This window comes from Paenibacillus sp. J22P15, from assembly GCF_056269345.1.
Map to the genome: position 1 here is coordinate 98033 of NZ_JBWDNT010000003.1, position 22854 is coordinate 120886.

Below are 22854 nucleotides of genomic sequence, written 5' to 3' on the forward strand. Positions count from 1 at the left end.
GCATAATTAAAAATGTAATAATGAAAATTTGGATATAATCACCCTCGCGGAAGATTAACTGTTTATTTAGCGTATGTCAAGAAAAATAATAGAAGCTTTATATATAACTACTGGTAATGAAGTGAATCCAGTAATCAGGTAATAAATAAACGGTGTATCTTTTGAGTATTTTTGAATAATAGTATTAAATTTAACATTTACATGACTAACGAAGTCTACATAATTTCGAGAATCATTATTTGCTTGAAAGATGTTTGATGCATGCAATTCAATTTGCTTTATAGCTTCAACATTTGCATAATTCTCGTCATCAACTTTTATTTTAGTTAGAGTCCTAGTCAAAAAAAGAATAAGTGCGATCATTAACAGAACACTGATAATGCTTATAGTGATACCTTTCGAGAATATTATTAATAATAAACATACGATTTCAACACAAAAAAGGGCTACCAGTCTATATTTTTGTCTACTTACTATTTTAAAACGTTCGGGATAAATTGAATTACTAAGATAATGACCTACCTCATGCGCAGCTATTGCAAGTTTTTCATCAGTTTGATTATCACTGTTCAATAAGATATGAGAAGTTCCGTTGGGGTTATAAATTGTTTCGCTAGCCTTAATAGAGTTTAGCGAAATGACATCGCACTCTTTTTGTTGGATACCGTTAATCTTGAGCAATTCATTAGCAAATTCCTCACCTGTCATTTTCATCCCACCCTCAGTTGATAAGAATAAATTTATTATAATGGTTTCAAATCATATTACATTTTTATAGTATATTAAAGACAATTTACTATTCAATATAAAATAACAAGGTTGATTCTTGTTAGAATGTAATTTTGAGATAGTTGATAAGAAAATCATCGCTGTTCCTGTATTATGGGAACAGCGATAGTTTATTAATCATTATCAGGGAAAACAATGCCTTTCATCTGAGGGTATTGTTTATTAAGTTCACCATACTTAACAGCCGAATCCCAACCCTGGAATCCAGGAGTATCCTTGTCCCTAGATGATGCCGATGGTTTGGAACGCCATTCTCGAAGAGCATTGTACATTTGTTTAGCTTGAGGGTCTATGGAATCTTTAATGATTCTTAACGCGTCCTGATAAGTAACTACTCGTTTATTATTTTGGACAAGTCCGGAGGATACGAGATCAGCCAGAAAACCTTGTCCGTCCCTATCGTAACTTTCGATAAATCCCATTGTTCCGAGCAGCATGACTTGCGCTTTGGTTAATGACAGTTGATCTGCAACTTTTTCAACTCGAGCCATCAGTTCCTGTGGGATATTTAAATTAAATCGAACTTGGTCTTCTTTGCTCAAAATATTCACCTCTAAATCAAATAATAAACGGGCTAAGTCAAGTCAACTTAACCCGTCCTCTATCTTAAGCGTAGTATCTGTCATAAATTGTGCGGTGTTCCTTCCGTGCCAAAACGCCGTCAGCTCCTGAGCGTCCATTCTTTGCAATATAATCCTTCATATCTGCCAGTGCTTCAGCTGCACCGACAACACCATCTTGAGAATCTCTAGGAAGCTTCTCCATTAAATCATCAACCGAATACCGTGGTTTTGTCGGCATAAACACTCTCCTATAAGTGGTTTATAAATGAGTACGTTATAAGTATAATTTAATCCACTTTATTTTGTCAACACAAGTTTTATTGTCTTTTCACGGTCGCAGCAGAGTACAAGCCACCGCCAAAAACACCGTTAAATGTGATTAGGTTTAAGTTGTCGACACTAAGCAATAATACATTAACAAAGAGTTGTAATTGAAATACGGCTACGAGTTTCGTATTGAAATAGAATATAAAATAACCCTCCCATTAATTCCGAATCGGAATTAATGGGAGGGTTATTTTATATTCTAACGTGTTGTTTTATTCAACAAAGGAACCAACTATTTGTATGTTGGTTTTGACTTGGGACCAACTATTTGTATAAGTTTTTTTAACATGGGACCAACTTTAATTTATTTGACTTAATTTAGGGGCGTTGATTTATCAATGGTTACGTTCTTCTTAAGGGATCAACTTATTTGTATTTTTACAAGATTTGTGAGGTCATTGGTGTAGAAGCAGGCGAAATAGTACTTAATCCACTGTTTATTTATGAAGAGGAGGGTGAACGAGAAGGGAGAGTACTCGGCAGGCTTATACGAACAGTGAATCCGCTTATGGGAATGGACAAACTGTCTTTGGCGGGGAAAAGAATAGGCGAAGGAGTGGCGATATGAACAGCTTAAGCGGCGGTAATAAAGTAGACAGCGTACATCGGATGAGCGGCGGAAGATTGCAAAGAATGCTTACATGGTGCGGCTGGGAAAGCGATGCAACGATGGCTAATATTCGTGCGGGCCGTACCCTTACGGATTACGGGCAATACCGCCTTAACCGGAAACAGTTTATTACCGCAGCTGTCGGAGCAGCTTTGCTTTTGTATGGAGCAGTCTATTTATTCTATCACTCTGTGCTCCTATCTTTTGCAGCAGCGGCTTTTGGCTTAATAGCACCTAGAATTAGACGTGAATCGCTGCTGCTGCAGCGGAAAGAGCGGTTGAAGCTGCAATTTAAGGAAGCATTATTTTCACTGACATCTTCACTTGCAGCTGGTCGATCGCTCGAAAATGCTTTTTTATCCACTCATGATGATTTGAAGCTGATCTATCCTGATTCACGAACAGAACTTTTGTTAGAGTTTCAAATTATTCGTTTCCGCTTAGATAACGCCGAGCCTTTAGAATACGCGCTGCGTAATTTCGCCAATCGTGCAGGCATCGATGAGATTACTCAGTTCGTCGATGCGTTGGCAGCTTGCAAGCGTTCGGGAGGTGACTTGTTGGAGGTGATGAAAAAAACCTCGATCATTATCGGAGAAAAGCTGGAAATCGAGCAGGAAATTGCCGTCATGATCGCTCAAAAGAAATTCGAGGGACGAATCATGATGGCTGTGCCATTTGTTTTTTTGGCTTTCCTGAGCCTAGCCGCTCCTGATTATATGGCTCCCTTATATGGAGGGATCGGTTATTTATTGTTAACGGCAGCTCTGCTGCTTTTACTCTTCTGTTTTTGGGTAATGAGGAAAATGATGAATATTCAAATGTAGCAGAGAAGGGAGGGAAAGCATGGTTGCGGCAATTGCGGCTGTTACCCTAACGGTGTTGTGGATTTATTTGGCAGGAGTAGGGGCGCTGCGTGCTATCTGGGTTCAGCTAATGGGGAAAAAACGAGCACATGATCAAACGAGGCAGCAGCTTGTCCAGCTAAGCTTGATCGATCCATTTATACGTGTACTCGAGAGGTATCATCTCTTTGATACGCTTCATATGCCAATGGCCAGCTACCATATGAAGCTGCTCCTATTAAAGGATAGCAATTGGTCAATAGAGCGGACGAAGGTAGAAGCAACAGTCGCTTTAGGTACTGGCTATGCAGCTTTAACGGGATGTGCATGGCTGAGTCTGCTCGGTCAGGAGCCCATATTATTAATTATGGGTGTCGTTTTTGGCACTATATTAACGATTAGGCCCTTCATAGAAGCAGGACGGCGTGTAGCGGAGCGGAAGCAGCAAATGATCGTTGAGCTGCCTGTCATGCTCAGCAAGTTGATGCTTCTCGTAGGCGCTGGAGAAACCGTACAGCAAGCACTGGCAAGATGCTTGGAGGGGAAGGAGAGTATGAATCATCCGCTCTATAAAGAATGGAGCGAGACGGTGTCGATGCTTCGCAATGGTCAATCGTTCAGCACAGTGATGGAGCGGTTTAACCGTAGATGCGCTGTGCAGGAGGTGTCCATTTTCTCAACAGTGCTGCTGCTGAATTACCGGCGTGGAGGAGAGCATTTCATACTTGCATTGCGAGAGCTCTCCTATACCTTGTGGGAGAAACGCAAGGCCATCGCTAGATCGCGCGGGGAGGAAGCTTCTTCAAAGCTTGTATTTCCGCTAGTAGGCATTTTGCTAGTATTAATGATTTTGGTAGCTGCACCAGCAGTGCTGCTCATGTCTTAACTAAAACCGAGAGGAAGATGGAAGATGAAAAAGGTAGGTCAAGCTATGCGCTCATTTTGGAAAGAGGAAGATGGTTTAGGAACGCTGGAGATTATTTTGATTATTGCGGTCGTCATTATTATTGCCCTGTTGTTTAAAGATTGGATTATTGAGCTAATTGAACGGTTGATGGGGAAAGCGGATGATGAGGCGGACAAAATCTTTAGTTAGCAGGTGGGCTTATGAACAGGTCGAGAAGAAAAACAGAGCTGCTGCAATGGCTGAAGAAAGAGCAGGGAAGCTTCACGCTGGAGTCTACGATCGTATTTCCAATGCTGTTCGGGCTTATCTTATTGTTTATTTTGTTTGGAATGTATATGTACGAGAAGGTGGTCCTTTATTACGCAGTGTCGGCAACTGCGGAGCGTGCTGCTTTCAACTGGGACAACAGCTATCGAGATGCAAGGAGCGGTATGCTTATTGAACCTAGTTATGACGGCCTTTATTGGCGAATTGGCGAAGATGGGATGCTTGGCAGCCTATTTGGTTTGAGAGGAGGGAATGAGGCTGCAAAAGTCGTACTCCCCCTTAAAGACGCAGATGATCAAAGCAATTATGCTTTATCTGTGCGAAAAATGGAGCAGTCCGCTAGATGGATGGGAAAAGCAGACTTAGCATATGAAGGAGAGATGAGCTATTCGCCTGGTATTCTCAAGAGAGTAATTACGGTCAAACTGAAGGAGCCCTTATCGGTTGAATATGTAGAGCGGAGCTGGTTGAGGAGAGAGCCTAAGTCCGTGTCAATCGCGACAGTTGTTGATCCTACTGAATTTATACGCAGCGTTGATCTTGTTCGCTATTATTCGTCGAGGTTTGTTAATCGGCCGGGCGGGGCTATTCAAGCGAAGGCACAGGCGGGACAGGTACTGGATTCTTATAAAGATGCTGCAAAGGCGCCAAAGCCTTAAATATTAGCAGCATGCTTTAGATCGTGATAGGTAAGGATGGAGGTGCAAGTCTGCTGTGATCGTAAAGAAGGGATGGGGACTCAGACAAAAGCTATGCAAGGGCGGGCTCTTGTTTCAAGAGGACGGGGCAGTAACGGTGTTTTCGGTCATTGTTCTATCCGCGCTGCTTTTATTTTTTTCTTTGCTTATAGATTATGCACGAATTGCGGCTTTGCATAAATTGACTGAGGATGCAGCAAGGTCCAGCGTAAGATCTGTGCTGTCAGCTTATGATGCTGCTTTATATGAAAGATATGGGCTGTTTGGCCGTGGTGGTACGGATGGTCAAACCATCTTTACGGAAATGATGGCAGCTAATACGGAAACGGCTGACGGTTCGGCGCGAACAGGCATGAAGCTTGTTCGAGCGAGGTCAGAGACTTCGTTACTGCATACGGCAGCGTTTCTGGGCAGCCATAACGTGTTTGCAAGACAAGTGCTGGAGGAGATGAAATATAAAGCGCCAGTAGATTTTACTTTGGAGCTCGCTGCGAAATTTGTGCCGATGGCAGATGCGATGAAGGAGTCCTCAATTACAATAAGCCTGCTTGCGAGTATGCGCAAATTGTATGAGAAGCGCGAGGCTCATCTAGCCAATGTGCTTCAGTTGCAGAGACAGATGGCCTCAACGATAAGTGGAAGCGGTATACCTATGTTAATTCCGATTCAGTCAGAAGTCATCACAATAAAAGGCGATACTGCCATGAGTGTCGCAGGTGAATATGGTGCCTATGCAGCAATGGTTATTTATAATCAATCGTTAGCTGCCGAGGCGGAGAAGCAGCATACTGCTGAAATAGCAGCTTACGAAGAGAAAGCCAGAGCGCTTGCTATGGAACTGCGAAGAGTGAGTGATGAGACGCACAGTCAGCATGTAAAGCTATATGGGAATGCAATTCAGGAGCTGGAAGCTGCAAGGGGATTAAATGAACAGATGCAGAGGCTTGCTCAACAAGCAAATCAACAGCCTCAGAACAGTGGGTATGATGTTGTCTCCAAATATAAATCTACTAGTGTTGAACAGCACCAGATTCCAACTGATGCAGCTTCCGATATTGAACAGGTGAGGAAAGCGGCGGATGAACTTGTTAAGCCAGACAGCTGGTTCATTGAATATCGGCAGGAGCTGGAGGGGCAAAGCTCGTCTGCAGCTGCAATTGATATGGAAGCGGGAAGTTATCAAACCAGTAGTCTAGCTTCTTTAACGAAGCCTATTAAAAGTACAACTGCTGATACTTTACTTGAAGGTGTGACTAGCTTGAGACTTGCCTATGGGGGCTACGAACAGCAATTCATCCGTCCTGCAGTTGTAATTGTTGAGCGTCAGTCAGCACTTGAACAGGGTTCGATAAAGACTCAGCTGAAGCAGCAGAAGGAGCAAGCTGATTCGTTGTGGAAACAGGCTCGGGGCTTGCTTCATGGACTTGCCGTTATTCCGCAATCCGAAGAGCATCAAAAGGTGTTCGAACAGGTCAAGAAGCGGTATAACGATAACCTGTTATTCAATGAGCAATTAGATGAAGCAGCTGAAGCAGCGAATATGGATCAGGCAAGTGATGCTCACAAAGCCGCTGAGCAGTCTACCGTGTTAATGGGCGGATTATTTACCGGGATGGCAGGGATGCTGGAGCGCACAAGAGACTCTTTATATTTTGGCGAATATGTAATTCATCGTTTTACCTCGTTTGCACCGCAGCATTTACGTTCCATGATGACCAGTGGAGATTTATCAGAACTAACACATGCCGTCTCATTTAACAACCAAGAAGCGGAATATATCATTTATGGCTTTCACAATACAGTAGGGAATATAGCTGCCGCCTATGGAGAACTGTTTGCGACTCGTTTAGCCATTAGAACGATGGAGGGGCTGCTTGAAAGCAGATCATTAGGCCATCCCTTACTAATTTTATCAGCAGCACTTATTTATGGATTAGAGAAATCGATCGAGGACATGCTTGCCTTCAAGGAGCGAGGATCGGCTCCTTTGTCTAAGTATGTAAAAGCAGAGCTTACCTATTCTGATTATTTAAGGCTCTTTATACTAATGCACGGTGCGGATGATGGGGCAAGCCTCGCCCGTATGATTGCAGTCATTGAGCAAAACAGCGGAACGACGCTTTCAGCCGTTCCAAGCGGAGTGACTGGCGAAGCGGGTGTTTCGATGGAGCTATGGTTTATTCCCGGCTTAATTCGGACGCTTGGCAAATTCGGACTTTTGGAAGGAAAGGTTGTAGGCAACCGATATGAGACGACTCAAACGATTGGCTGGTCTTATTAAATGCCGACGACTTAAGAATGAACAAGGCTCAATCGTCGTAGAAGCTGCGTTAGTTATGCCAATGGTTATTGTTGTGCTTCTCGTATTTGTCATGCTTATTCGTTTATGTGCAGTACAGATGGCACTGCATTCTGTCGCATCGCAGACAGTTAGGCAAATCGCAGCACATATTTACCCTGTAGAGCTGGCCTGGCAGCAAGCATCAGCCAGTATTCCGTCCCCTGCCCAAGTGAAAATACCGTTGTCCTCATGGAGTGAGATTGCAGCTGAAGCTTCGGAATGGCTGCCTTCACCAGCCGGGTCATTAGTATCATCCGCTTTGAAAGGAGATTTTCGTCCGATTCAAAATATGGCTGCAACGGAAATAGGAAGAGCGGTTATCGAGCCGCTAATAAGGGAGTACGCTGATGCTGCGATTATTGATCCTGAAAGGCTGAGTCTGAGCTATTTGTCGCTGCCTGATTTAGCAAAGAATAATGAGCCTTATTTGGTTATTCGGGTGGATTATGAATTTCCAATAAAGCTGCCCTTCTACGGTAAGCCAATTGTTTTTAAGGAGCAAGCTTCTGAACGAGTATGGATAAGTGATACAGCTCCAGCGAAATATGGTGAAGCGGAAAGTGAGCAATCGAATATTCCGATACAAATCGTGGCTATCGAGCCGACGCCGCTTCGGCCAGGGAAGAAAGCTACTGTTACAGTGAAAACGCTGCCGGGAGCCGCCATTTCGTTGGGTGTTACCTATAAGAGCGGCTCAAGTGAAGCGAAGCATCTTGGCAAAGCAGTTGCTGATGCCGATGGCTATGTGAAATGGACCTGGCATGTATCAGGAAATACGACTCCCGGGATATGGGAGCTTACAGCCTCTGAGGTAGAAAAAAAGGCGAATCAAGTATCGATGCATTTTGTCGTTGAGAAGAGCAGCAGAGGAAATTAAGGCGAAGAAAAAGCTGCGACAGAAAGGGGAGTGTCATGGATTTCATTCAAACAGCTGCATTATTTGTACTTTTAGTTGCGGCTCTTTTTACGGATTTAAAAGCTCAAATTATACCTAACAGGCTGACAGTAACTTTTTTTATTGCTGCATTTATTTATCAAATTACGATGAACGGAATTCAAGGGGCTGCAATAGCAGCCGCTGGAGCGGCTGCAGGTTTTTTTCCTTTGCTGCTGCTTCATTTAGCGCGAGGAATAGGGGCAGGTGATGTAAAGCTGTTTGGAGCGTTAGGCGCATGGATTGGTATGTGGATGGTGCTGCAATTGATGCTCTACGCGATTTTGTATGCGGGTGCAATTGGCGTCTGTCTTATCATTATTAATCGTGCTTTCGGGAAGAAGGTTATTGCAGGAGCAACAGCTATTCTTACTCCTGTGGCGGTGGGGAGAAAATTTCAGTGGCTGCACTGGGTAGAGTCAGGCAAGAAATTCCCATTTATGTTGGCGGTTGCGCCGGCAGCTATTACGGTATGGTCTATGTTTGGTTAAGCTAGCAGGCCAGAAGGGAGATATGAGTGATGCAAAGCTATCGAATTGATTTTGCTATGGATCAAGCACATGAGATGATTATTGATCGAGAGTGCGGCTTATATAGAAGCGAGCTGGATGAGCTTGAACTCCATATGCTTCATAGTGAGCGGATCCCTTATTTGCTGCCCATAGATTGGTTCGAGCTGGACAGTAAGGTTACATTTCGGTATAAGCTGTCGGGCATGAGAATTCTTCTGCATAGGCTGCAGCAACAGCCGCTAACTATGCAGCAATACTACTCTCTTATATTAGGCATAGCTGATGCGCTATATGAATGCAAGCACTATATGCTGCGACCAGAGGGCTGTCTGCTTGATGAACAATTTATTTTTGTAGGTGAGAAGCTGCATGACATTCGACTCGCTTACTTGCCTATTAAGGCAGATACCGAGGAGCAAACAAGGGGAGCGGGTGACCTTTTGTCGCTAATCGTACGTTTCACATCTTATGTAGACAACATAGATGGTGAGGGCTTAAAGCGAGTGCTGCAGCATGTAACCGGAAAAAAGCGGCCTCTTGAAGAGCTGAGGTCGACGCTGCTGGATTTAATAGGAGAGGCATCTTTAAAACAGAGAAGCGGAGTAGAGCTGAGTGTTGATAAACAGCAAGCTTCAAAGTCGCTTCAGGAGGAGAAGAATGAATCTCCAGAATCACATCCACGATTTGAACGTCCATACGTGGAGGAGCAATGGCAGTATCAACCGGGAAGTCCTTCAAGAAGTCCCTATATATCAATTCCGAATAAGGACGAGCTCAGTGAGCAGTCACTCACTTCAACTAATCAGTTTTCTGGTCCACATTACATGGAAGAGGAAGCTGGGTCTGAATCCAAGAAAAAATGGATCATAGCAGCGTGTCTTCTCGTTGCACTAGCATGTGTATGGAGATTTGTCTATTTGGAGTCAGCTACAAGGCAGAGCTTGTTGATATGTTCAGGCATATCCTTGCTGCTTCTAGCAGCTGTTATGCTGGGTTGGAGAAAGAGTAAGAATCGGGACGCTGCCTATGATGAATTAGACGAGGAGTTTGGAGAGCCGGCATTTGACTCAGGACTATTTCCGCGGCCGGATAAAGCCTACGCAGAGCATCATGCAAGTGATGAGACTGATCTCAAAAAACAGGCAGATCCAAATCACTTAATCGAAGTTCAAATGCGAGCCCCGCTGCATGTGGTTGCAGCACAACAAGCTGCTTATATAGCAGAACCAACAGTTCTGCTTGGGAGCAATCCGTCAAAGGTGTTTTCTGCTGATACTGCAATATGGCTTCAAAGAAGGTGGGAGGGTCAGGATACAAGGTTAGAATTAAGTGATGGGTGCTTTAAAATAGGACGTATGGGGGAGCAGGTAAGCTACGCGGAGGTTGCAAACGGCATATCGCGTCTTCATTTGGAAATTGAGAGCTTGGAGGGACAATATAAAGTGAAAGATTTAGGCTCAAGAAATGGAAGCCTGCTCAATGGACAAATGATGATTCCTTATAAGAGCTATAAGTTTATGACCGGAGATGTGATCCATCTAGCAGGCGATCAAGGACCCGCCTATGAGCTGAAATCGGGATGATGCGGAGAACTAGCGATGTCCTACTAAATCAGACATAGCGCTATCAACAGTAGGATATTTGAACTGGAATCCATTCTCAAGTGCTTTGCTCGGTAGAGCCCGTTGTCCATCAAGCAGAAGCGTTGACATCTCGCCGAATAAGGTTCGCATGACAAAGGCCGGAACTGGGAACCAATGAGGTCTTCCCATGGCTTTCCCAATCGCTCGCCCAAATGAATCATTTGTCACAGGATCAGGCGAAGAAGCATTGATGGGGCCATAAATATGTTTGTTGTCCAAAATAAACAGAATAAGACGAATCATATCTTCGAGATGAATCCATGACAACCATTGTTTCCCGCTGCCAATCTTACCGCCTCCGAACAAGCGATACGGCATAGCCATTAAAGGGAAGGCGCCTTCTTTCTTATCCAAAACGACGCCGACACGAAGCTTAACAAGCCGCTCGACGGGAATACTGTCTGCGGCCTGCTCCCACTTCTGGACGACTTCGGATAGATAATCAGTAACCTTAGTCGGGCTTGATTCATCAAAAACACCATCCGTCGACATGCCGTACGCAGAAATGCCAGATGCGTTAACGACAAGCGGCGGCTTGTGCTTGAGTGATTTCATTAGCTTTGAGATACGGGCTGCTGCTATTGTTCTTGAATCCATGATGCGCTGCTTGGCAGCTGAATTCCAGCGCTGGTTAATCGACTCACCTGTGAGATTGACTATGGCATCAATGCCCTCGAGCAATGAGGGAGAAGCTTGAAGCTCATCCCATGTGATTTGGTTAAGGCCAGAGCGTCTGGATGAATCCTTCAAGCTTCGTCTAGAAATAATCCATACTTCATCATTTCTCTCGAGTAAAGCTTCTGTTAGCGCACTTCCGATAAAGCCTGTTCCACCAGCAACAGCAACCCGCATCCCCGTTCGCTCCTTCACTTCACTCTTTATTTGATTTGTTCTATCTTAACCAGCCAATTTTGTTTGAGAGTGGCCTCGCCCTCGATTGCTTTTTCGGAATATTCAAATTTAACCTTTGCATCATCTGGCAGTGCATCTAGAGTATTCTTTTGGTCATCTGTAATTTGAAGTGCTATCGCACCTTCAGCCGTTTCAATTTCTATGGAGTGCGAGTCGCTTAGACCGCTATAAGTACCTTCACTTATTTTGTTTGGGGCTGCAGGGTCCTCGATTGTGCCATTGTTGTTTGATGGATTATCAGTCGTCTCAGGGACAGGTACTTCAGGATCGACTACACCGCTTTCTTCAGGCAACTGTGTGACAACGGGTCCGTCGGTTGCTCCCGGTTGTTCGTTTCCTGCATTTTCATTGTTAGCGTTAGATCCGCCACAAGCTGATGTTGCGAGCATAACAGCTAGAAGAACTGCTCCTGCTGTAACTGCTTTTTTGTTTCTTCTTCGCTTCGATGAGTTCATCATTTGAACCACCTCCTGTATTTATTAACGAAATAGAGTGCTGTTAGGTTACACTTTTATATATAACCACAAAATAAGAGTATGAAGCATGTAATGGATTGAGGTTATTAAAGCTGCTGTAAATATAAATGAGTTTAAGCCGCACTTGTGCGGCTTAAACTCATTTATTAAGTAGATGCTTATAGGGAGTATAATCGATTTCTTGACGGTCAAGAAATGTAATTAGACTACGGTAATCACGTTTGGGGGTAGCTCGTATGTAACCTTCGATGCAATGTTCGCGCGTCACGGAGGCTGCTCCGTGTTCAATTGCCACCTGGCCAATTTTGGCTGCGATGGAATGTTTAGCTATATCGCGAAAAGCGCTTGGCACTGGGGAAACAAGCTGATCGAGCAGCTCCTTGGATTCATCGTTCCACATGCTGCGGCTGCGATCTACCCAGTAGTTTTGCCAATCGAGCTTAGACTTGCCGTCTCGCATCGGAAGCACCTTGAGAAATTTTCGAAACATGAAAAATCCGCCAATCGACATAGCCACAACCATGACGATTGCCCAAAAAACGATGAAATACATAAACCAATCAGGGGCAACTTTCATACGCGTCTTTCACCTCAATAATGAATTATACCGTATTCCTAGATTTATTTCGACATTCCTTGTAAAATAAGGTTTGATCAACCGAAAGGGGCGTAATATTTATGTTGAAAATAGGTTCCCATGTATCATTTTCGGACAAGGGGCTGCTAACTGCAGCACAGGAGGCCGTATCCTACGGCTCAGGCACATTCATGATTTACACCGGCGCGCCTCAGAATACGAGAAGGAAGCCGATCGATAGCTTATATATTGAAGAAGGCAAGGCGCTTATGGAGCAATCGGGCATTAATGAGATTGTCGTTCATGCGCCTTATATTGTAAATTTGGGCTCCTATAAGGATTCAACGTTCGAGCTCGCGGTTTCATTCTTACAGGAAGAAATTCGCAGAACCGATTACATCGGTGTTCGTAATATTGTCCTTCACCCAGGTGCTTATACGGATAAGGATGCTGAATATGGCATCGCGCGTATAGCCGAGGGCCTGAATGAAGTGCTTGCAGGCACGAAAGAAACGAATGTTAACATCGCGCTTGAGACGATGGCTGGCAAAGGCACAGAAATTGGACGCAGCTTTGAAGAGATTGCGGCTATCATAGACAAAGTTCAAGATAATGAGCGGCTGACTGTATGTATGGATACTTGCCACATGCATGATGCTGGCTATGACCTTATTAATGATCTGGACGGCGTGCTTGAGCAGTTCGATCGTTTGGTTGGCCTAAACCGCGTTGCAGTTGTTCACGTGAATGACAGCAAAAACCCGTGCGGAGCGGGCAAGGACAGGCATGCTCCGGTTGGCGCCGGCTGGCTTGGACATGATGCGATTAATCGAATCGTTCATCATGAAGCTCTCCAAGGGCGTCCGTTTATTTTGGAAACGCCATGGATCGGCAAAGAAGACAAAACGGAGCGCCCGATGTACGAAACGGAAATCGCCTTGTTAAATGGCAACGGAAGAAGCCGCCTCGGCGAATCGTTCTTCGAGGACGTTGAGCGACTTCATCATTTCTTCGGCAAGCAAGAAATCGACCCTAGAGTTTTTGTATTATCGACTTGGGAATTGCTGAAAAATGACGCTAAAGCGAAAAAAGCCGATCCGCGCGAGCCGATGGAGCGTCTATACGACCTCGTGGCCGCAGGAGCGCCATTATCTTCCGAATTGACGGAAGAACAAATCAATCAGCGTATTACAGCTTGGTTTGGCGGTAAAGAGCTGCTTGCTAGAATTTAATATCAGTTAAAGATTATTTCATATAGATCATTTCGAAAGGAAGTTTGAAGTCCATGTCATCACCATCCACCCTATCTGAAAATATTATTGAAGCAGGTGGAAAGAGCGGGCGTGCGCGCATGCTTATTTCTTGTCCGGACCGTCCGGGTATCGTAGCTGCTGTTTCTCATTTCTTATATGAGCACGGAGCTAATATTGTACAATCTGATCAATACACGATGGACCCTGAAGGCGGTATGTTCTTCATCCGCTTTGAATTTGATCTGATTGATCTGGATAAGGAGCTTCCAGTGCTTATGGAGGACTTCACCAGAGTAGCGGATCGATTTGATATGAAATGGCACACTTTCCGTGCCAGCCGCAAGAAACGTCTTGCTGTTTTCGTATCCAAAGAGGATCATTGTTTGCTTGAGCTGTTATGGCAGTGGAAAGCCGGCGACCTCGATGCCGATATTTCAATGGTGTTAAGCAATCACCCGGATATGCGTGAGCTGGTTGAATCCTTTGGTATTCCCTACCACCATATTCCAGTTACAGCGACTACAAAAGCTGAAGCGGAGCGCAAGCAGATGGAGGTTGTTGCAGATAAAGCGGATATCATTGTATTAGCCCGCTATATGCAAATCATTTCTCCAAAGTTTATCGAACAATTTCCAAATCGGATTATTAATATCCATCACTCGTTTCTTCCAGCATTTGTTGGCGGCAAGCCCTATGCACAGGCTTATACACGCGGCGTAAAAATTATCGGGGCAACCGCACATTATGTGACGGAGGAATTAGACGGAGGGCCGATCATTGAACAGGATGTTCAACGTGTCAGCCACCGTGATAATGTCGATGACCTGAAAAGAATAGGCCGAACGATTGAACGGGTTGTACTTGCTAGAGCTGTAAAATGGCATATTGAAGACCGTGTAATCGTGCATAATAATAAAACGGTTGTATTCAATTAACTGTATTTTTATGCGGGATTTCTATTTTTTTGATGGAAAACAAGCATTCAGAGTGATACAATATTCAAAGTTATTGCGTGCTGGTATGACGCGGTATCGTTATTTTTAATCCATACAACGAGACGAAATTAGATACGATTAGACTATAGGAGGAAATTGGAATGACTGTTACACAAAAATCGGTTGAACAACTATCTATCGATACGATTCGTACACTTTCGATCGATTCAATTGAAAAAGCGAAGTCAGGTCACCCAGGTATGCCTATGGGTGCTGCACCAATGGGCTATCAATTATTTGCAAAAAATATGAAGCACAACCCTTCGAATCCTACTTGGGTAAACCGCGATCGTTTTGTTTTGTCAGCAGGTCACGGTTCGATGCTGCTTTACAGCCTACTTCACCTTTCTGGTTACGACTTGCCAATGGATGAACTGAAAAACTTCCGTCAATGGGGCTCGCTAACACCAGGACATCCTGAGTTTGGTCATACTGCCGGCGTAGATGCAACGACTGGTCCGCTTGGACAAGGGATTGCAATGGCGGTTGGTATGGCGATTGCAGAAGCCCAACTAGGCGCTACTTACAATAAAGAAGGCCATGAGCTTATTAATCACTTCACATACTCTATTTGCGGCGACGGCGACTTGATGGAAGGCATCTCTCACGAGGCTGCATCCTTCGCTGGTCACTTACAGCTTGGCAAATTAGTTGTACTATATGATTCAAATGATATCTCACTTGATGGCGAACTTAGCCTTTCATATTCCGAGAGCGTTCAAAAACGTTTTGAAGGTTATGGCTGGCAAGTGCTTCGTGTAGAAGATGGAAACGACCTGGATGCTTTGTCCAAAGCAGTTGCTGAGGCACAAGCGGATCTGTCCAAACCAACTTTGATCGAAGTAAAAACAGTTATCGGTTTCGGCAGCCCGAACAAAGGCGGCAAAGGCGGACATGCTGGTCCTCACGGATCACCGCTGGGCGCTGATGAAACAAAATTGACTAAACAAGCCTATGGCTGGTCAGAAGATCACCAATTCCACGTGCCTGACGAAGTTCGCGCTCATTTTGCAGATGTGAAAAGCAGCGGAGAGCAAGCAAATGCACAGTGGGATGCTGCTTTTGCTGCTTATAAAACAGCTTTCCCTGAGCTTGCTGCTCAGTTCGAGCTTGCTATTTCTGGCGCATTGCCAGAGGGCTGGGATGCTGATCTTCCTGCATACACAACAGCAGACAACGCGGTTTCAACTCGCGTAGCTTCCGGAAACGCGCTTAATGGACTTGCGAAAAACGTACCAACTATCTTTGGCGGCTCTGCTGACCTTGAGAGCTCGACAATGACTCACCTAAAAGGTTTGACGCAATTCAAACCAGGCAGCTACGATGGCCGCAACCTTTACTACGGCGTACGTGAATTCGGTATGGCTGCTGCAATGAACGGTATTGCACTTCATACTGGTTTGAAAGTATTCGGCGGTACGTTCTTCGTATTTACTGATTACCTTCGTCCTGCGGTTCGTCTTGCTGCATTGATGAAACTACCTGTCGTTTATGTATTGACGCATGACAGTATCGCAGTTGGCGAAGACGGTCCTACGCATGAGCCAATCGAGCAGCTTGCTTCGATCCGTATCATTCCTGATTTGACTGTTATTCGTCCGGCTGATGCCAATGAAACATCTGCTGCCTGGGCATATGCGGTTGAGAACACTGGCAACCCAGTAGCACTAGTACTTACTCGTCAAAACCTGCCGATCCTTGAAGGCACAGTGAACGATGTTCATGAGAACCTGCGTCGCGGCGCTTATGTTGTATCTGATGCAGCTAATGGCAAGCCGCAAGCACAAATTCTTGCAACAGGTTCTGAAGTTCAACTTGCTGTTGCAGCTCAAAAAGCGTTGGCAGAAGAGGGCATTGAAGTACGTGTTATCAGCATGCCAAGCTGGGATTTGTTCGAGAAGCAATCGAAGGAATACAAAAATTCCGTTATTCTTCCTGAAGTTAAAGCACGCCTTGCAATCGAAATGGCTCATCCATTCGGCTGGGAGCGTTATACAGGAGATCAAGGCGATATTCTTGCTATCGACCGTTTCGGCGCATCAGCACCTGGCGATCGCGTAATCAAAGAGTATGGCTTCACGGTTGAGAATGTAGTTAGCAAAGTAAAAGCATTGCTGTAGTAGCATTATTAAGCTTTAGCATCCGATAAATAAGGGGAAACGGCTACCATGTCTCAATTTGATCAAGTATCCATCATCAAGAAGGCTAATGTTTACTTCGACGGTAAAGTAACGAGCCGCGCTGTATTGTTCGCGGACGGCACCAAAAAAACACTCGGCATCATGCTGCCGGGCGACTATGAGTTTGGAACGGACTGCCTCGAAATCATGGAGATTTTGGCTGGCGATTTGAAAGTGCTGCTACCTGGCGAATCGGAGTGGATTCACATTCAAGGCGAAGGCGAATTCAAAGTGCCTGCGAACACGAAGTTTAAGCTTCAGGTTGCTGAAGTGACTGACTACTGCTGCTCCTATATTTACGAGTAAGCACAATTTAAGTAAAAAGGCTGCTTCGCTACGGCGAAGCAGCTTTTTTTTGCTGTCTGTTCGCAGCATTGACTTATAATATTCGTTATTTCGTGACAATACTGGTTCAAAGCGAATTGTTTTGAGGAGTGGAATCGGATAAAGTTAATTCATATGCACTGTATTCCATGACTGGAGGATTTGTTTGATGAAGGAAAAAAACTATACACCGCTCATTTCAATCTTAACCATTGTGCTTGTCGGGTTAATTGCTGTTCTGTTTTTCCTGCCTGCATACGAGGGTGAGATTCACTTTGACGTAACGATTTTGCCATTGCTGAATGCGATTTTTAACTGCTTTACTTTCATCGCACTCTGCATAGCGCTTACTGCGATTATGAAAAAAAATGTACGCATGCACCGTGCGTTCATCGGGGCTGCATTTACGTCCACCACATTATTTCTAGTTTCCTACGTGGCATATCATTATTTGACGGAATCAACGAAATATGGAGGAGAGGGCATCCTGCGCTCGATCTACTTCTTCATCCTTATCACGCACATCTTACTTGCGATTGTTGTTGTACCGCTTGCTTTAATTTCAGTTGTGCGCGGACTGCAGATGAACGTTGAGAAGCATCGTAAAATTGCAAGATGGACGATGCCGATTTGGCTGTACGTCAGTCTTACTGGCGTAGTCGTTTACTTAATGATCTCTCCATATTATTAAGAAACCTTAATTCCCATCCATAAAATAGGGATCGTCCACAGTGTTGAACTGCGGACGATCCCTTTTTGAATTAATTATTGTCGCGACTACCGAGTTTGCGGCCAATCCATTGCTCATAGGCTTGGCCGACGCTGGACATATCAAGTTCGTTAAGCCCCATTGACTCGCCAACCTGGAATAAACCTTTCGTTGCCTCTAGCAGTGGAGTAGGCACCTTCAGATTGTCTGATAAGACGGACGAAAGTCTTAAGTCCTTTAACATCAGCTCAAGCGAAAATTGAACGTCATAGTTGCCTTCGAGCAGCTTGGGTCCCTTCATTTCGGCAGCCTTGCTTGCTGCACCGCCTGATTGAACAAGCTCGATGAAGGAAGCGCCATCGATGCCGCCGCTAGCAGCTATAGCCATTCCTTCTGCAAGCGCAACAACGTTTATTCCGACAATTGTATTGTGAGCTAGCTTAGCTATGGAGCCGCTGCCGCTTGCACCCATTGGAATAACCTTGCGGCCCATTGCCAGCAACACGTCTTCGACTTCACTGATCCTGTCCGCATTGCCGCCAGCCATAAATACTAGCGTGCCGCCTTCAGCGGCCGGCTTGCTGCCTGTTACTGGAGCATCTAGGAAAACAGCGCCGACAGCATCTGCGGCTGCAGCTAGCTCCTTAGCAAGCGTTGGCGATATCGTGCTGCTATCAATAAGCGTAATGCCGCTGCGGGCAGCCGAGAAAATACCGTTATCACCCCAATAGACTTCGCGTATAGCTGCATCATTGCTAATCATTGTAATGATGATATCAGCAGTGCTCGCGACCGCTGCTGGTGATTCAAGCTCCTTAGCACCAAGCGCAAGCAGTGTCGTTGCTTTGCCGGGTGTCCGGTTGTATACCGCTACCTCAAAGCCTTTGCGTAATAAATTCGCAGCCATTCCAAGACCCATAACACCTAGTCCAATAAATCCGATCTTTTTCATGTAAATTTCCTCCGCACTCCATCGTTTTTTATTCAAGTATACAGATCTTTCACTAATATTTCATGGTTTGTTGCTTGTTTTTATAGGTCAAATCCGATATTGTAGATGCTAAGTTGAAAAGCATTATAAAGGTGAACCATATTGGTTTACAACATTTTAGGAGGTTTCCATTTACATGAGTAAAACAGTTCAGTTCGATTACAGCAAGGCACTGGGTTTCGTTGGCAAGCATGAGATTGATTATTTGACGGAATCGGTTCGTCTAGCGCATGAGCAATTACATAACGGAACGGGCGCAGGTTCAGACTACCTTGGCTGGATCGACCTTCCGACAAACTATGATAAAGAAGAGTTCGCTCGGATTCAGCAAGCTGCTGAGAAAATTAAATCGGATTCTGAGGTTCTAATCGTTATTGGTATCGGCGGTTCTTACCTTGGCGCACGCGCAGCTATTGAGGCGCTTTCGCACTCGTTCTATAATATTTTGCCAAAAGAACAACGCAAAACACCTCAAGTATTGTTTGCCGGCAACAACATCAGCTCGACATACGTGAATCACCTACTGCAATTGGTAGAGGGCCGCGACTGGTCGATTAACGTTATCTCGAAATCCGGTACGACAACTGAGCCTGCAATCGCATTCCGCGTATTCCGCGCAGCGCTTGAGAAGCAATATGGCAAAGAAGAAGCTCGTAAACGTATTTACGCAACGACAGACAGCGAGAAGGGCGCTCTTAAGAAGCTTTCTTCCGAAGAGGGCTATGAGTCGTTTATTATTCCTGACGATGTAGGCGGACGTTACTCTGTACTTACAGCGGTAGGCTTGCTGCCGATCGCAGCTGCAGGAATCAATATTGAATCGATTATGCAGGGCGCAGCAGACGCATCCAAAGAATACAGCAACCCTAATCTTGCTGAGAACGAAGCTTACCAATACGCAGCAGCTCGCAACGCGCTGTACCGCAAAGGCAAAGTAACGGAAATTCTCGTCAATTACGAGCCATCCCTACACTTCGTTTCCGAGTGGTGGAAACAGCTGTTTGGCGAGAGCGAAGGCAAAGACTTTAAAGGGATCTTCCCGGCAGCTGTAGATTTCTCGACAGACCTGCACTCGATGGGCCAGTTTATCCAAGAGGGTAACCGTAATATTTTTGAAACGGTCATTCAAGTACAAGAAGTGTCTGAGCATATCACCATCGAACACGATGCAGCAGATCTTGATGGCTTGAACTTCTTGACAGGCAAAACGATGGACTTCGTTAACAAGAAAGCATTTGAAGGAACGCTTCTGGCTCACACAGACGGACAAGTTCCGAACTTTATCGTCAACATTAAAGACATGACACCATACACATTCGGATACCTTGTTTATTTCTTCGAAAAAGCATGCGGAATCAGCGGCTACCTGATGGGTGTTAATCCATTCGACCAACCGGGTGTTGAAGCATACAAAAAGAACATGTTCGCATTGCTTGGCAAGCCAGGCTTCGAGAAAGAGAAAGCTGAGCTTGAAGCTAGGCTGTAATCAACCGGTTTGAACGGGATATGGGAGTCATAGCCTATGCTTGAAAGATATAGTACCGTCAGACAACAGGCTAGTGCAGAGATCGTAATTAAGAAGTCCCGTTTCATCGGATATGCGAAGCCAGTGGAAACAGAAGAGGAAGCTGTTGCTTTCATCAATGAGATCAAGCAGCTGCATAAGCAGGCGACACATAACTGCTCGGCTTATATGGTGGGTGAACGTGACCAATTCCAGAAGGCATCGGATGATGGTGAACCAAGCGGGACGGCTGGTAAGCCGATTCTTGAGGTCATCAAGCATAAGGGGCTTAAAAATGTCGCCGTCGTCGTGACGAGGTATTTTGGAGGCATTATGCTCGGTGCCGGCGGACTCGTCAGAGCTTATACAGATGGCGCGGTTGCCGGGATTGAGGCGGCTGACGAAATCGTCAATGTGCTGCATCGCGAGGTTTTCGTTGATGTAGACTACACATGGTACGGTAAGCTGGAAAATGTACTGCATACGAAGGGAACACGGGTAGGCGGGACTGATTTTACAGATCGCGTCATCGTTAGATGTTTGCCGGAAGAGCCTGATGCAGACGCTTTTATAGCTTGGGTAACTGATCTGACACAAGGACAAGCTATCCTTTCAGAAGGAGAAAATGTCTATTATATTGATGGTGAATAGTAGAAGAGGAGTATCAGCGAAAGCTGATACTCCTTTTTCTTGTATCAGGGATTCCAACATCTAGAACATGTATAAGAGAAACCTATAAAAGCAATAAGATTTTCCAAATTTATTATTGACTTAATCCCAGTTTGGATGCTACATTATTAATACCTAGTAATTTAATAGGAATTATGTTTTTAATTGTTTGCAACACCTACGGCACGAGCCGATGGTCTGGAGGTTAAGTCACAGTGAATGCTATGTTTCGTGGTAAAGGGTGGAGCTTCGGTTTCAGAAGCACCATAATGCTCTATTTTGTCATCTTAATTGTTCTACCAATCGTTGGCATTTACACGCAATCATTCTCGCTTGGATGGACCCCTTTCTGGGAAAGCGTATCTGATCCATTGGCTTGGAAAGCCGTGCTGCTTACGGTTAAATTAGCGGTTATCGCAACGATACTCAACATGTTTTTTGGCACGATGATCGGCTGGGTGCTTATTCGCTATCGCTTTCCCGGACGACGCCTGCTCAACAGTTTAGTTGATTTACCGTTTGCTTTGCCTACAGCCGTTGGCGGGCTTATGATCCTGCTTCTGCTCGGGCCAAATAGTCTGGTAGGGGGCCTCGCCCAAAAGGTTGGCATCGAAATCGTGTTTCATGAACCTGCTATTGTGGTAGCGATGCTATTCGTTACGTTTCCTTTCGTCATTCGTGCGATTCAGCCATTGCTTGAAGAAATGGACAAATCAGAGGAAGAAGCAGCCTATACGTTAGGTGCTACACGCACAAAAACATTCTTCCAAGTTATTTTTCCAACGATGCTGCCAGGCATCTTAAGCGGTGCTATGCTTGCGTTTTCCCGAGGAATCGCGGAATTTGGTGCAGTCGTGCTTGTAGCAGGCAATATCCCAGGCAAAACCTTAATAGCATCCGTTTATATTTTCGGAGAGATTGAAAGCAGTAATCCTCAGGGAGCAGCAGCCGTATCGGTGATGTTGTTAACGCTATCCTTCCTCATTCTTTGGACGGTTAACCTTATTCAAGGCAGGAGGGGTTAACTATGATGAGAAGATTGTGGATTACATTAACGTATATCGTTTTTGGATTGCTGCTCATTGCGCCGTTAGTCAAGATTTTTACAGGCTCATGGGCGGAGGGCTGGAGCGGTTTTATTGAAGGCATTACAAGGCCGCAATCGCTGCATGCGCTTATGATGACAGGAATTATCGTTGTGGTTGTTACGGCCATAAATACGGTCTTTGGTATTATGCTTGCGATGTATCTTGTCCGTGCCGAGTGGATTGGGAAGAGGATGAAACGGCTGCTTAACAGCTTAGTCGATTTACCCTTTGCCGTATCTCCGGTTATAGGCGGATTAATGATAGTTCTTATTTTGGGCCCTAATACAATAATCGGAGCATTATTCGAGGACGCAGGCTTCAAAATTGTGTATGCACTGCCTGGGATGATATTAGCGACTTTGTTCGTGACATTCCCTTTGATGGTACGCGAGGTTATGCCGGTGCTTCAGGAGATTGGAGCACAGCAGGAGGAAGCAGCATCTACGCTTGGCGCGTACCCCTGGTATACGTTCTGGAAGGTAACTTGGCCATCGATACGGTGGGGCGTTATTTATGGTGTTGTACTGACTGTTGCTCGTTCACTTGGAGAATTCGGCGCTGTACTCGTAGTATCAGGAAACATTATGAATAAAACACAAACGGCTACGACGCTCGTTTATCAAGATGTTGAAAATTTCAATGTTGTTGCCGCCAACGGCGTGGCTCTAGTCCTTGCGGCATTTTCCGTCGGATTGCTGCTGCTAATGGAATGGGCGAAAAAACGAAAGGAAGTGCATTAA

At 45.0% G+C, this 22854-nt stretch carries 25 protein-coding genes; 18 read left to right on the forward strand and 7 right to left on the reverse strand.

Annotated features, from left to right (window positions below; genetic code table 11):
• Positions 1–66 precede the first annotated feature (66 nt).
• The 3 genes from AC0YN6_RS08740 to AC0YN6_RS08750 all read right to left on the reverse strand — a co-directional run bounded on the left by AC0YN6_RS08740 (position 67) and on the right by AC0YN6_RS08750 (position 1590).
• Positions 67–714, reverse strand: a complete 648-nt coding sequence (locus tag AC0YN6_RS08740; protein ID WP_475746376.1) for a zinc metallopeptidase — start codon at positions 712–714, stop codon at positions 67–69.
• 188 nt (positions 715–902) lie between these two features.
• Positions 903–1331 (reverse strand): hypothetical protein, encoded by a 429-nt coding sequence (locus AC0YN6_RS08745; protein ID WP_475746378.1) that lies wholly within the window; start codon positions 1329–1331, stop codon positions 903–905.
• Between the two features lie 64 nt (positions 1332–1395).
• A complete protein-coding gene (locus tag AC0YN6_RS08750; RefSeq protein ID WP_475746379.1) occupies positions 1396–1590 on the reverse strand; it encodes a hypothetical protein in 195 nt (64 codons plus the stop codon).
• A 459-nt stretch (positions 1591–2049) separates the two neighbouring features.
• On the opposite strand from AC0YN6_RS08750, the gene AC0YN6_RS08755 reads away from it, so the two are divergent.
• The 9 genes from AC0YN6_RS08755 to AC0YN6_RS08795 are packed head-to-tail and all read left to right on the forward strand — an operon-like array spanning position 2050 to position 10376.
• A complete protein-coding gene (locus AC0YN6_RS08755) occupies positions 2050–2247 on the forward strand; it encodes a hypothetical protein (protein ID WP_475746380.1) in 198 nt (65 codons plus the stop codon).
• Positions 2244–3116, forward strand: a complete 873-nt coding sequence (locus AC0YN6_RS08760; RefSeq protein ID WP_475746381.1) for a type II secretion system F family protein — start codon at positions 2244–2246, stop codon at positions 3114–3116. The genes AC0YN6_RS08755 and AC0YN6_RS08760 overlap by 4 nt, the downstream gene beginning before the upstream one ends.
• Before the next feature lie 19 nt (positions 3117–3135).
• Complete coding sequence (locus AC0YN6_RS08765) at positions 3136–4020, forward strand: type II secretion system F family protein (protein ID WP_475746382.1); 885 nt, start codon at positions 3136–3138, stop codon at positions 4018–4020.
• A gap of 24 nt (positions 4021–4044) precedes the next feature.
• Positions 4045–4230 carry a Flp1 family type IVb pilin gene (locus tag AC0YN6_RS08770; protein ID WP_475746383.1) on the forward strand — a complete coding sequence of 62 codons (186 nt, stop codon included), beginning with the start codon at positions 4045–4047 and terminating at the stop codon, positions 4228–4230.
• An 11-nt stretch (positions 4231–4241) separates the two neighbouring features.
• A complete protein-coding gene (locus AC0YN6_RS08775) occupies positions 4242–4967 on the forward strand; it encodes a TadE/TadG family type IV pilus assembly protein (RefSeq protein ID WP_475746384.1) in 726 nt (241 codons plus the stop codon).
• Between the two features lie 55 nt (positions 4968–5022).
• A complete protein-coding gene (locus AC0YN6_RS08780; RefSeq protein ID WP_475746385.1) occupies positions 5023–7287 on the forward strand; it encodes a hypothetical protein in 2265 nt (754 codons plus the stop codon).
• Complete coding sequence (locus tag AC0YN6_RS08785) at positions 7253–8224, forward strand: TadE/TadG family type IV pilus assembly protein (protein WP_475746386.1); 972 nt, start codon at positions 7253–7255, stop codon at positions 8222–8224. Before AC0YN6_RS08780 ends, AC0YN6_RS08785 begins: the two co-directional genes overlap by 35 nt.
• Positions 8225–8259: 35 nt before the next feature.
• On the forward strand, positions 8260–8772 hold the full coding sequence (locus AC0YN6_RS08790) for an A24 family peptidase (protein ID WP_475746387.1): 513 nt from the start codon (positions 8260–8262) through the stop codon (positions 8770–8772).
• 29 nt (positions 8773–8801) lie between these two features.
• Positions 8802–10376 carry a DUF6382 domain-containing protein gene (locus AC0YN6_RS08795; RefSeq protein ID WP_475746388.1) on the forward strand — a complete coding sequence of 525 codons (1575 nt, stop codon included), beginning with the start codon at positions 8802–8804 and terminating at the stop codon, positions 10374–10376.
• A 9-nt stretch (positions 10377–10385) separates the two neighbouring features.
• On the opposite strand, the gene AC0YN6_RS08800 is transcribed toward AC0YN6_RS08795, so the two are convergent.
• The 3 genes from AC0YN6_RS08800 to AC0YN6_RS08810 form a co-directional block, all read right to left on the reverse strand.
• Positions 10386–11288: a TIGR01777 family oxidoreductase gene (locus AC0YN6_RS08800; protein ID WP_475746389.1), complete on the reverse strand. Its 903-nt coding sequence runs from the start codon at positions 11286–11288 to the stop codon at positions 10386–10388.
• Between the two features lie 26 nt (positions 11289–11314).
• Positions 11315–11806 carry a hypothetical protein gene (locus tag AC0YN6_RS08805; RefSeq protein ID WP_475746390.1) on the reverse strand — a complete coding sequence of 164 codons (492 nt, stop codon included), beginning with the start codon at positions 11804–11806 and terminating at the stop codon, positions 11315–11317.
• A gap of 157 nt (positions 11807–11963) precedes the next feature.
• A complete protein-coding gene (locus tag AC0YN6_RS08810) occupies positions 11964–12401 on the reverse strand; it encodes a DUF2621 domain-containing protein (protein ID WP_475746391.1) in 438 nt (145 codons plus the stop codon).
• Between the two features lie 101 nt (positions 12402–12502).
• On the opposite strand from AC0YN6_RS08810, the gene AC0YN6_RS08815 reads away from it, so the two are divergent.
• From AC0YN6_RS08815 to AC0YN6_RS08835, 5 genes are all read left to right on the forward strand, one after another.
• On the forward strand, positions 12503–13633 hold the full coding sequence (locus tag AC0YN6_RS08815; RefSeq protein WP_475746392.1) for a deoxyribonuclease IV: 1131 nt from the start codon (positions 12503–12505) through the stop codon (positions 13631–13633).
• Between the two features lie 53 nt (positions 13634–13686).
• Complete coding sequence (purU, locus tag AC0YN6_RS08820) at positions 13687–14589, forward strand: formyltetrahydrofolate deformylase (protein ID WP_475746393.1); 903 nt, start codon at positions 13687–13689, stop codon at positions 14587–14589.
• A gap of 161 nt (positions 14590–14750) precedes the next feature.
• Complete coding sequence (gene tkt, locus AC0YN6_RS08825; RefSeq protein ID WP_475746394.1) at positions 14751–16769, forward strand: transketolase; 2019 nt, start codon at positions 14751–14753, stop codon at positions 16767–16769.
• 48 nt (positions 16770–16817) lie between these two features.
• A complete protein-coding gene (gene ppnP, locus AC0YN6_RS08830) occupies positions 16818–17135 on the forward strand; it encodes a pyrimidine/purine nucleoside phosphorylase (RefSeq protein WP_475746395.1) in 318 nt (105 codons plus the stop codon).
• Between the two features lie 187 nt (positions 17136–17322).
• Positions 17323–17844 carry a DUF420 domain-containing protein gene (locus tag AC0YN6_RS08835; protein ID WP_475746396.1) on the forward strand — a complete coding sequence of 174 codons (522 nt, stop codon included), beginning with the start codon at positions 17323–17325 and terminating at the stop codon, positions 17842–17844.
• 70 nt (positions 17845–17914) lie between these two features.
• On the opposite strand, the gene AC0YN6_RS08840 is transcribed toward AC0YN6_RS08835, so the two are convergent.
• Positions 17915–18850, reverse strand: coding sequence for an NAD(P)-dependent oxidoreductase (locus tag AC0YN6_RS08840; protein WP_475746397.1), 936 nt, complete (start codon positions 18848–18850; stop codon positions 17915–17917).
• A gap of 139 nt (positions 18851–18989) precedes the next feature.
• Here AC0YN6_RS08840 and AC0YN6_RS08845 point away from each other — a divergent pair, with 139 nt between their 5' ends.
• The 4 genes from AC0YN6_RS08845 (at position 18990) to AC0YN6_RS08860 (ending at position 22854) form a co-directional block, all read left to right on the forward strand.
• Positions 18990–20339 (forward strand): glucose-6-phosphate isomerase, encoded by a 1350-nt coding sequence (locus tag AC0YN6_RS08845; protein WP_475746398.1) that lies wholly within the window; start codon positions 18990–18992, stop codon positions 20337–20339.
• Positions 20340–20375: 36 nt separating this feature from the next.
• A complete protein-coding gene (locus AC0YN6_RS08850; RefSeq protein ID WP_475746399.1) occupies positions 20376–21008 on the forward strand; it encodes a YigZ family protein in 633 nt (210 codons plus the stop codon).
• A gap of 242 nt (positions 21009–21250) precedes the next feature.
• On the forward strand, positions 21251–22051 hold the full coding sequence (gene cysT, locus AC0YN6_RS08855) for a sulfate ABC transporter permease subunit CysT (protein ID WP_475746847.1): 801 nt from the start codon (positions 21251–21253) through the stop codon (positions 22049–22051).
• A gap of 5 nt (positions 22052–22056) precedes the next feature.
• On the forward strand, positions 22057–22854 hold the full coding sequence (locus tag AC0YN6_RS08860; protein WP_475746848.1) for a sulfate ABC transporter permease: 798 nt from the start codon (positions 22057–22059) through the stop codon (positions 22852–22854).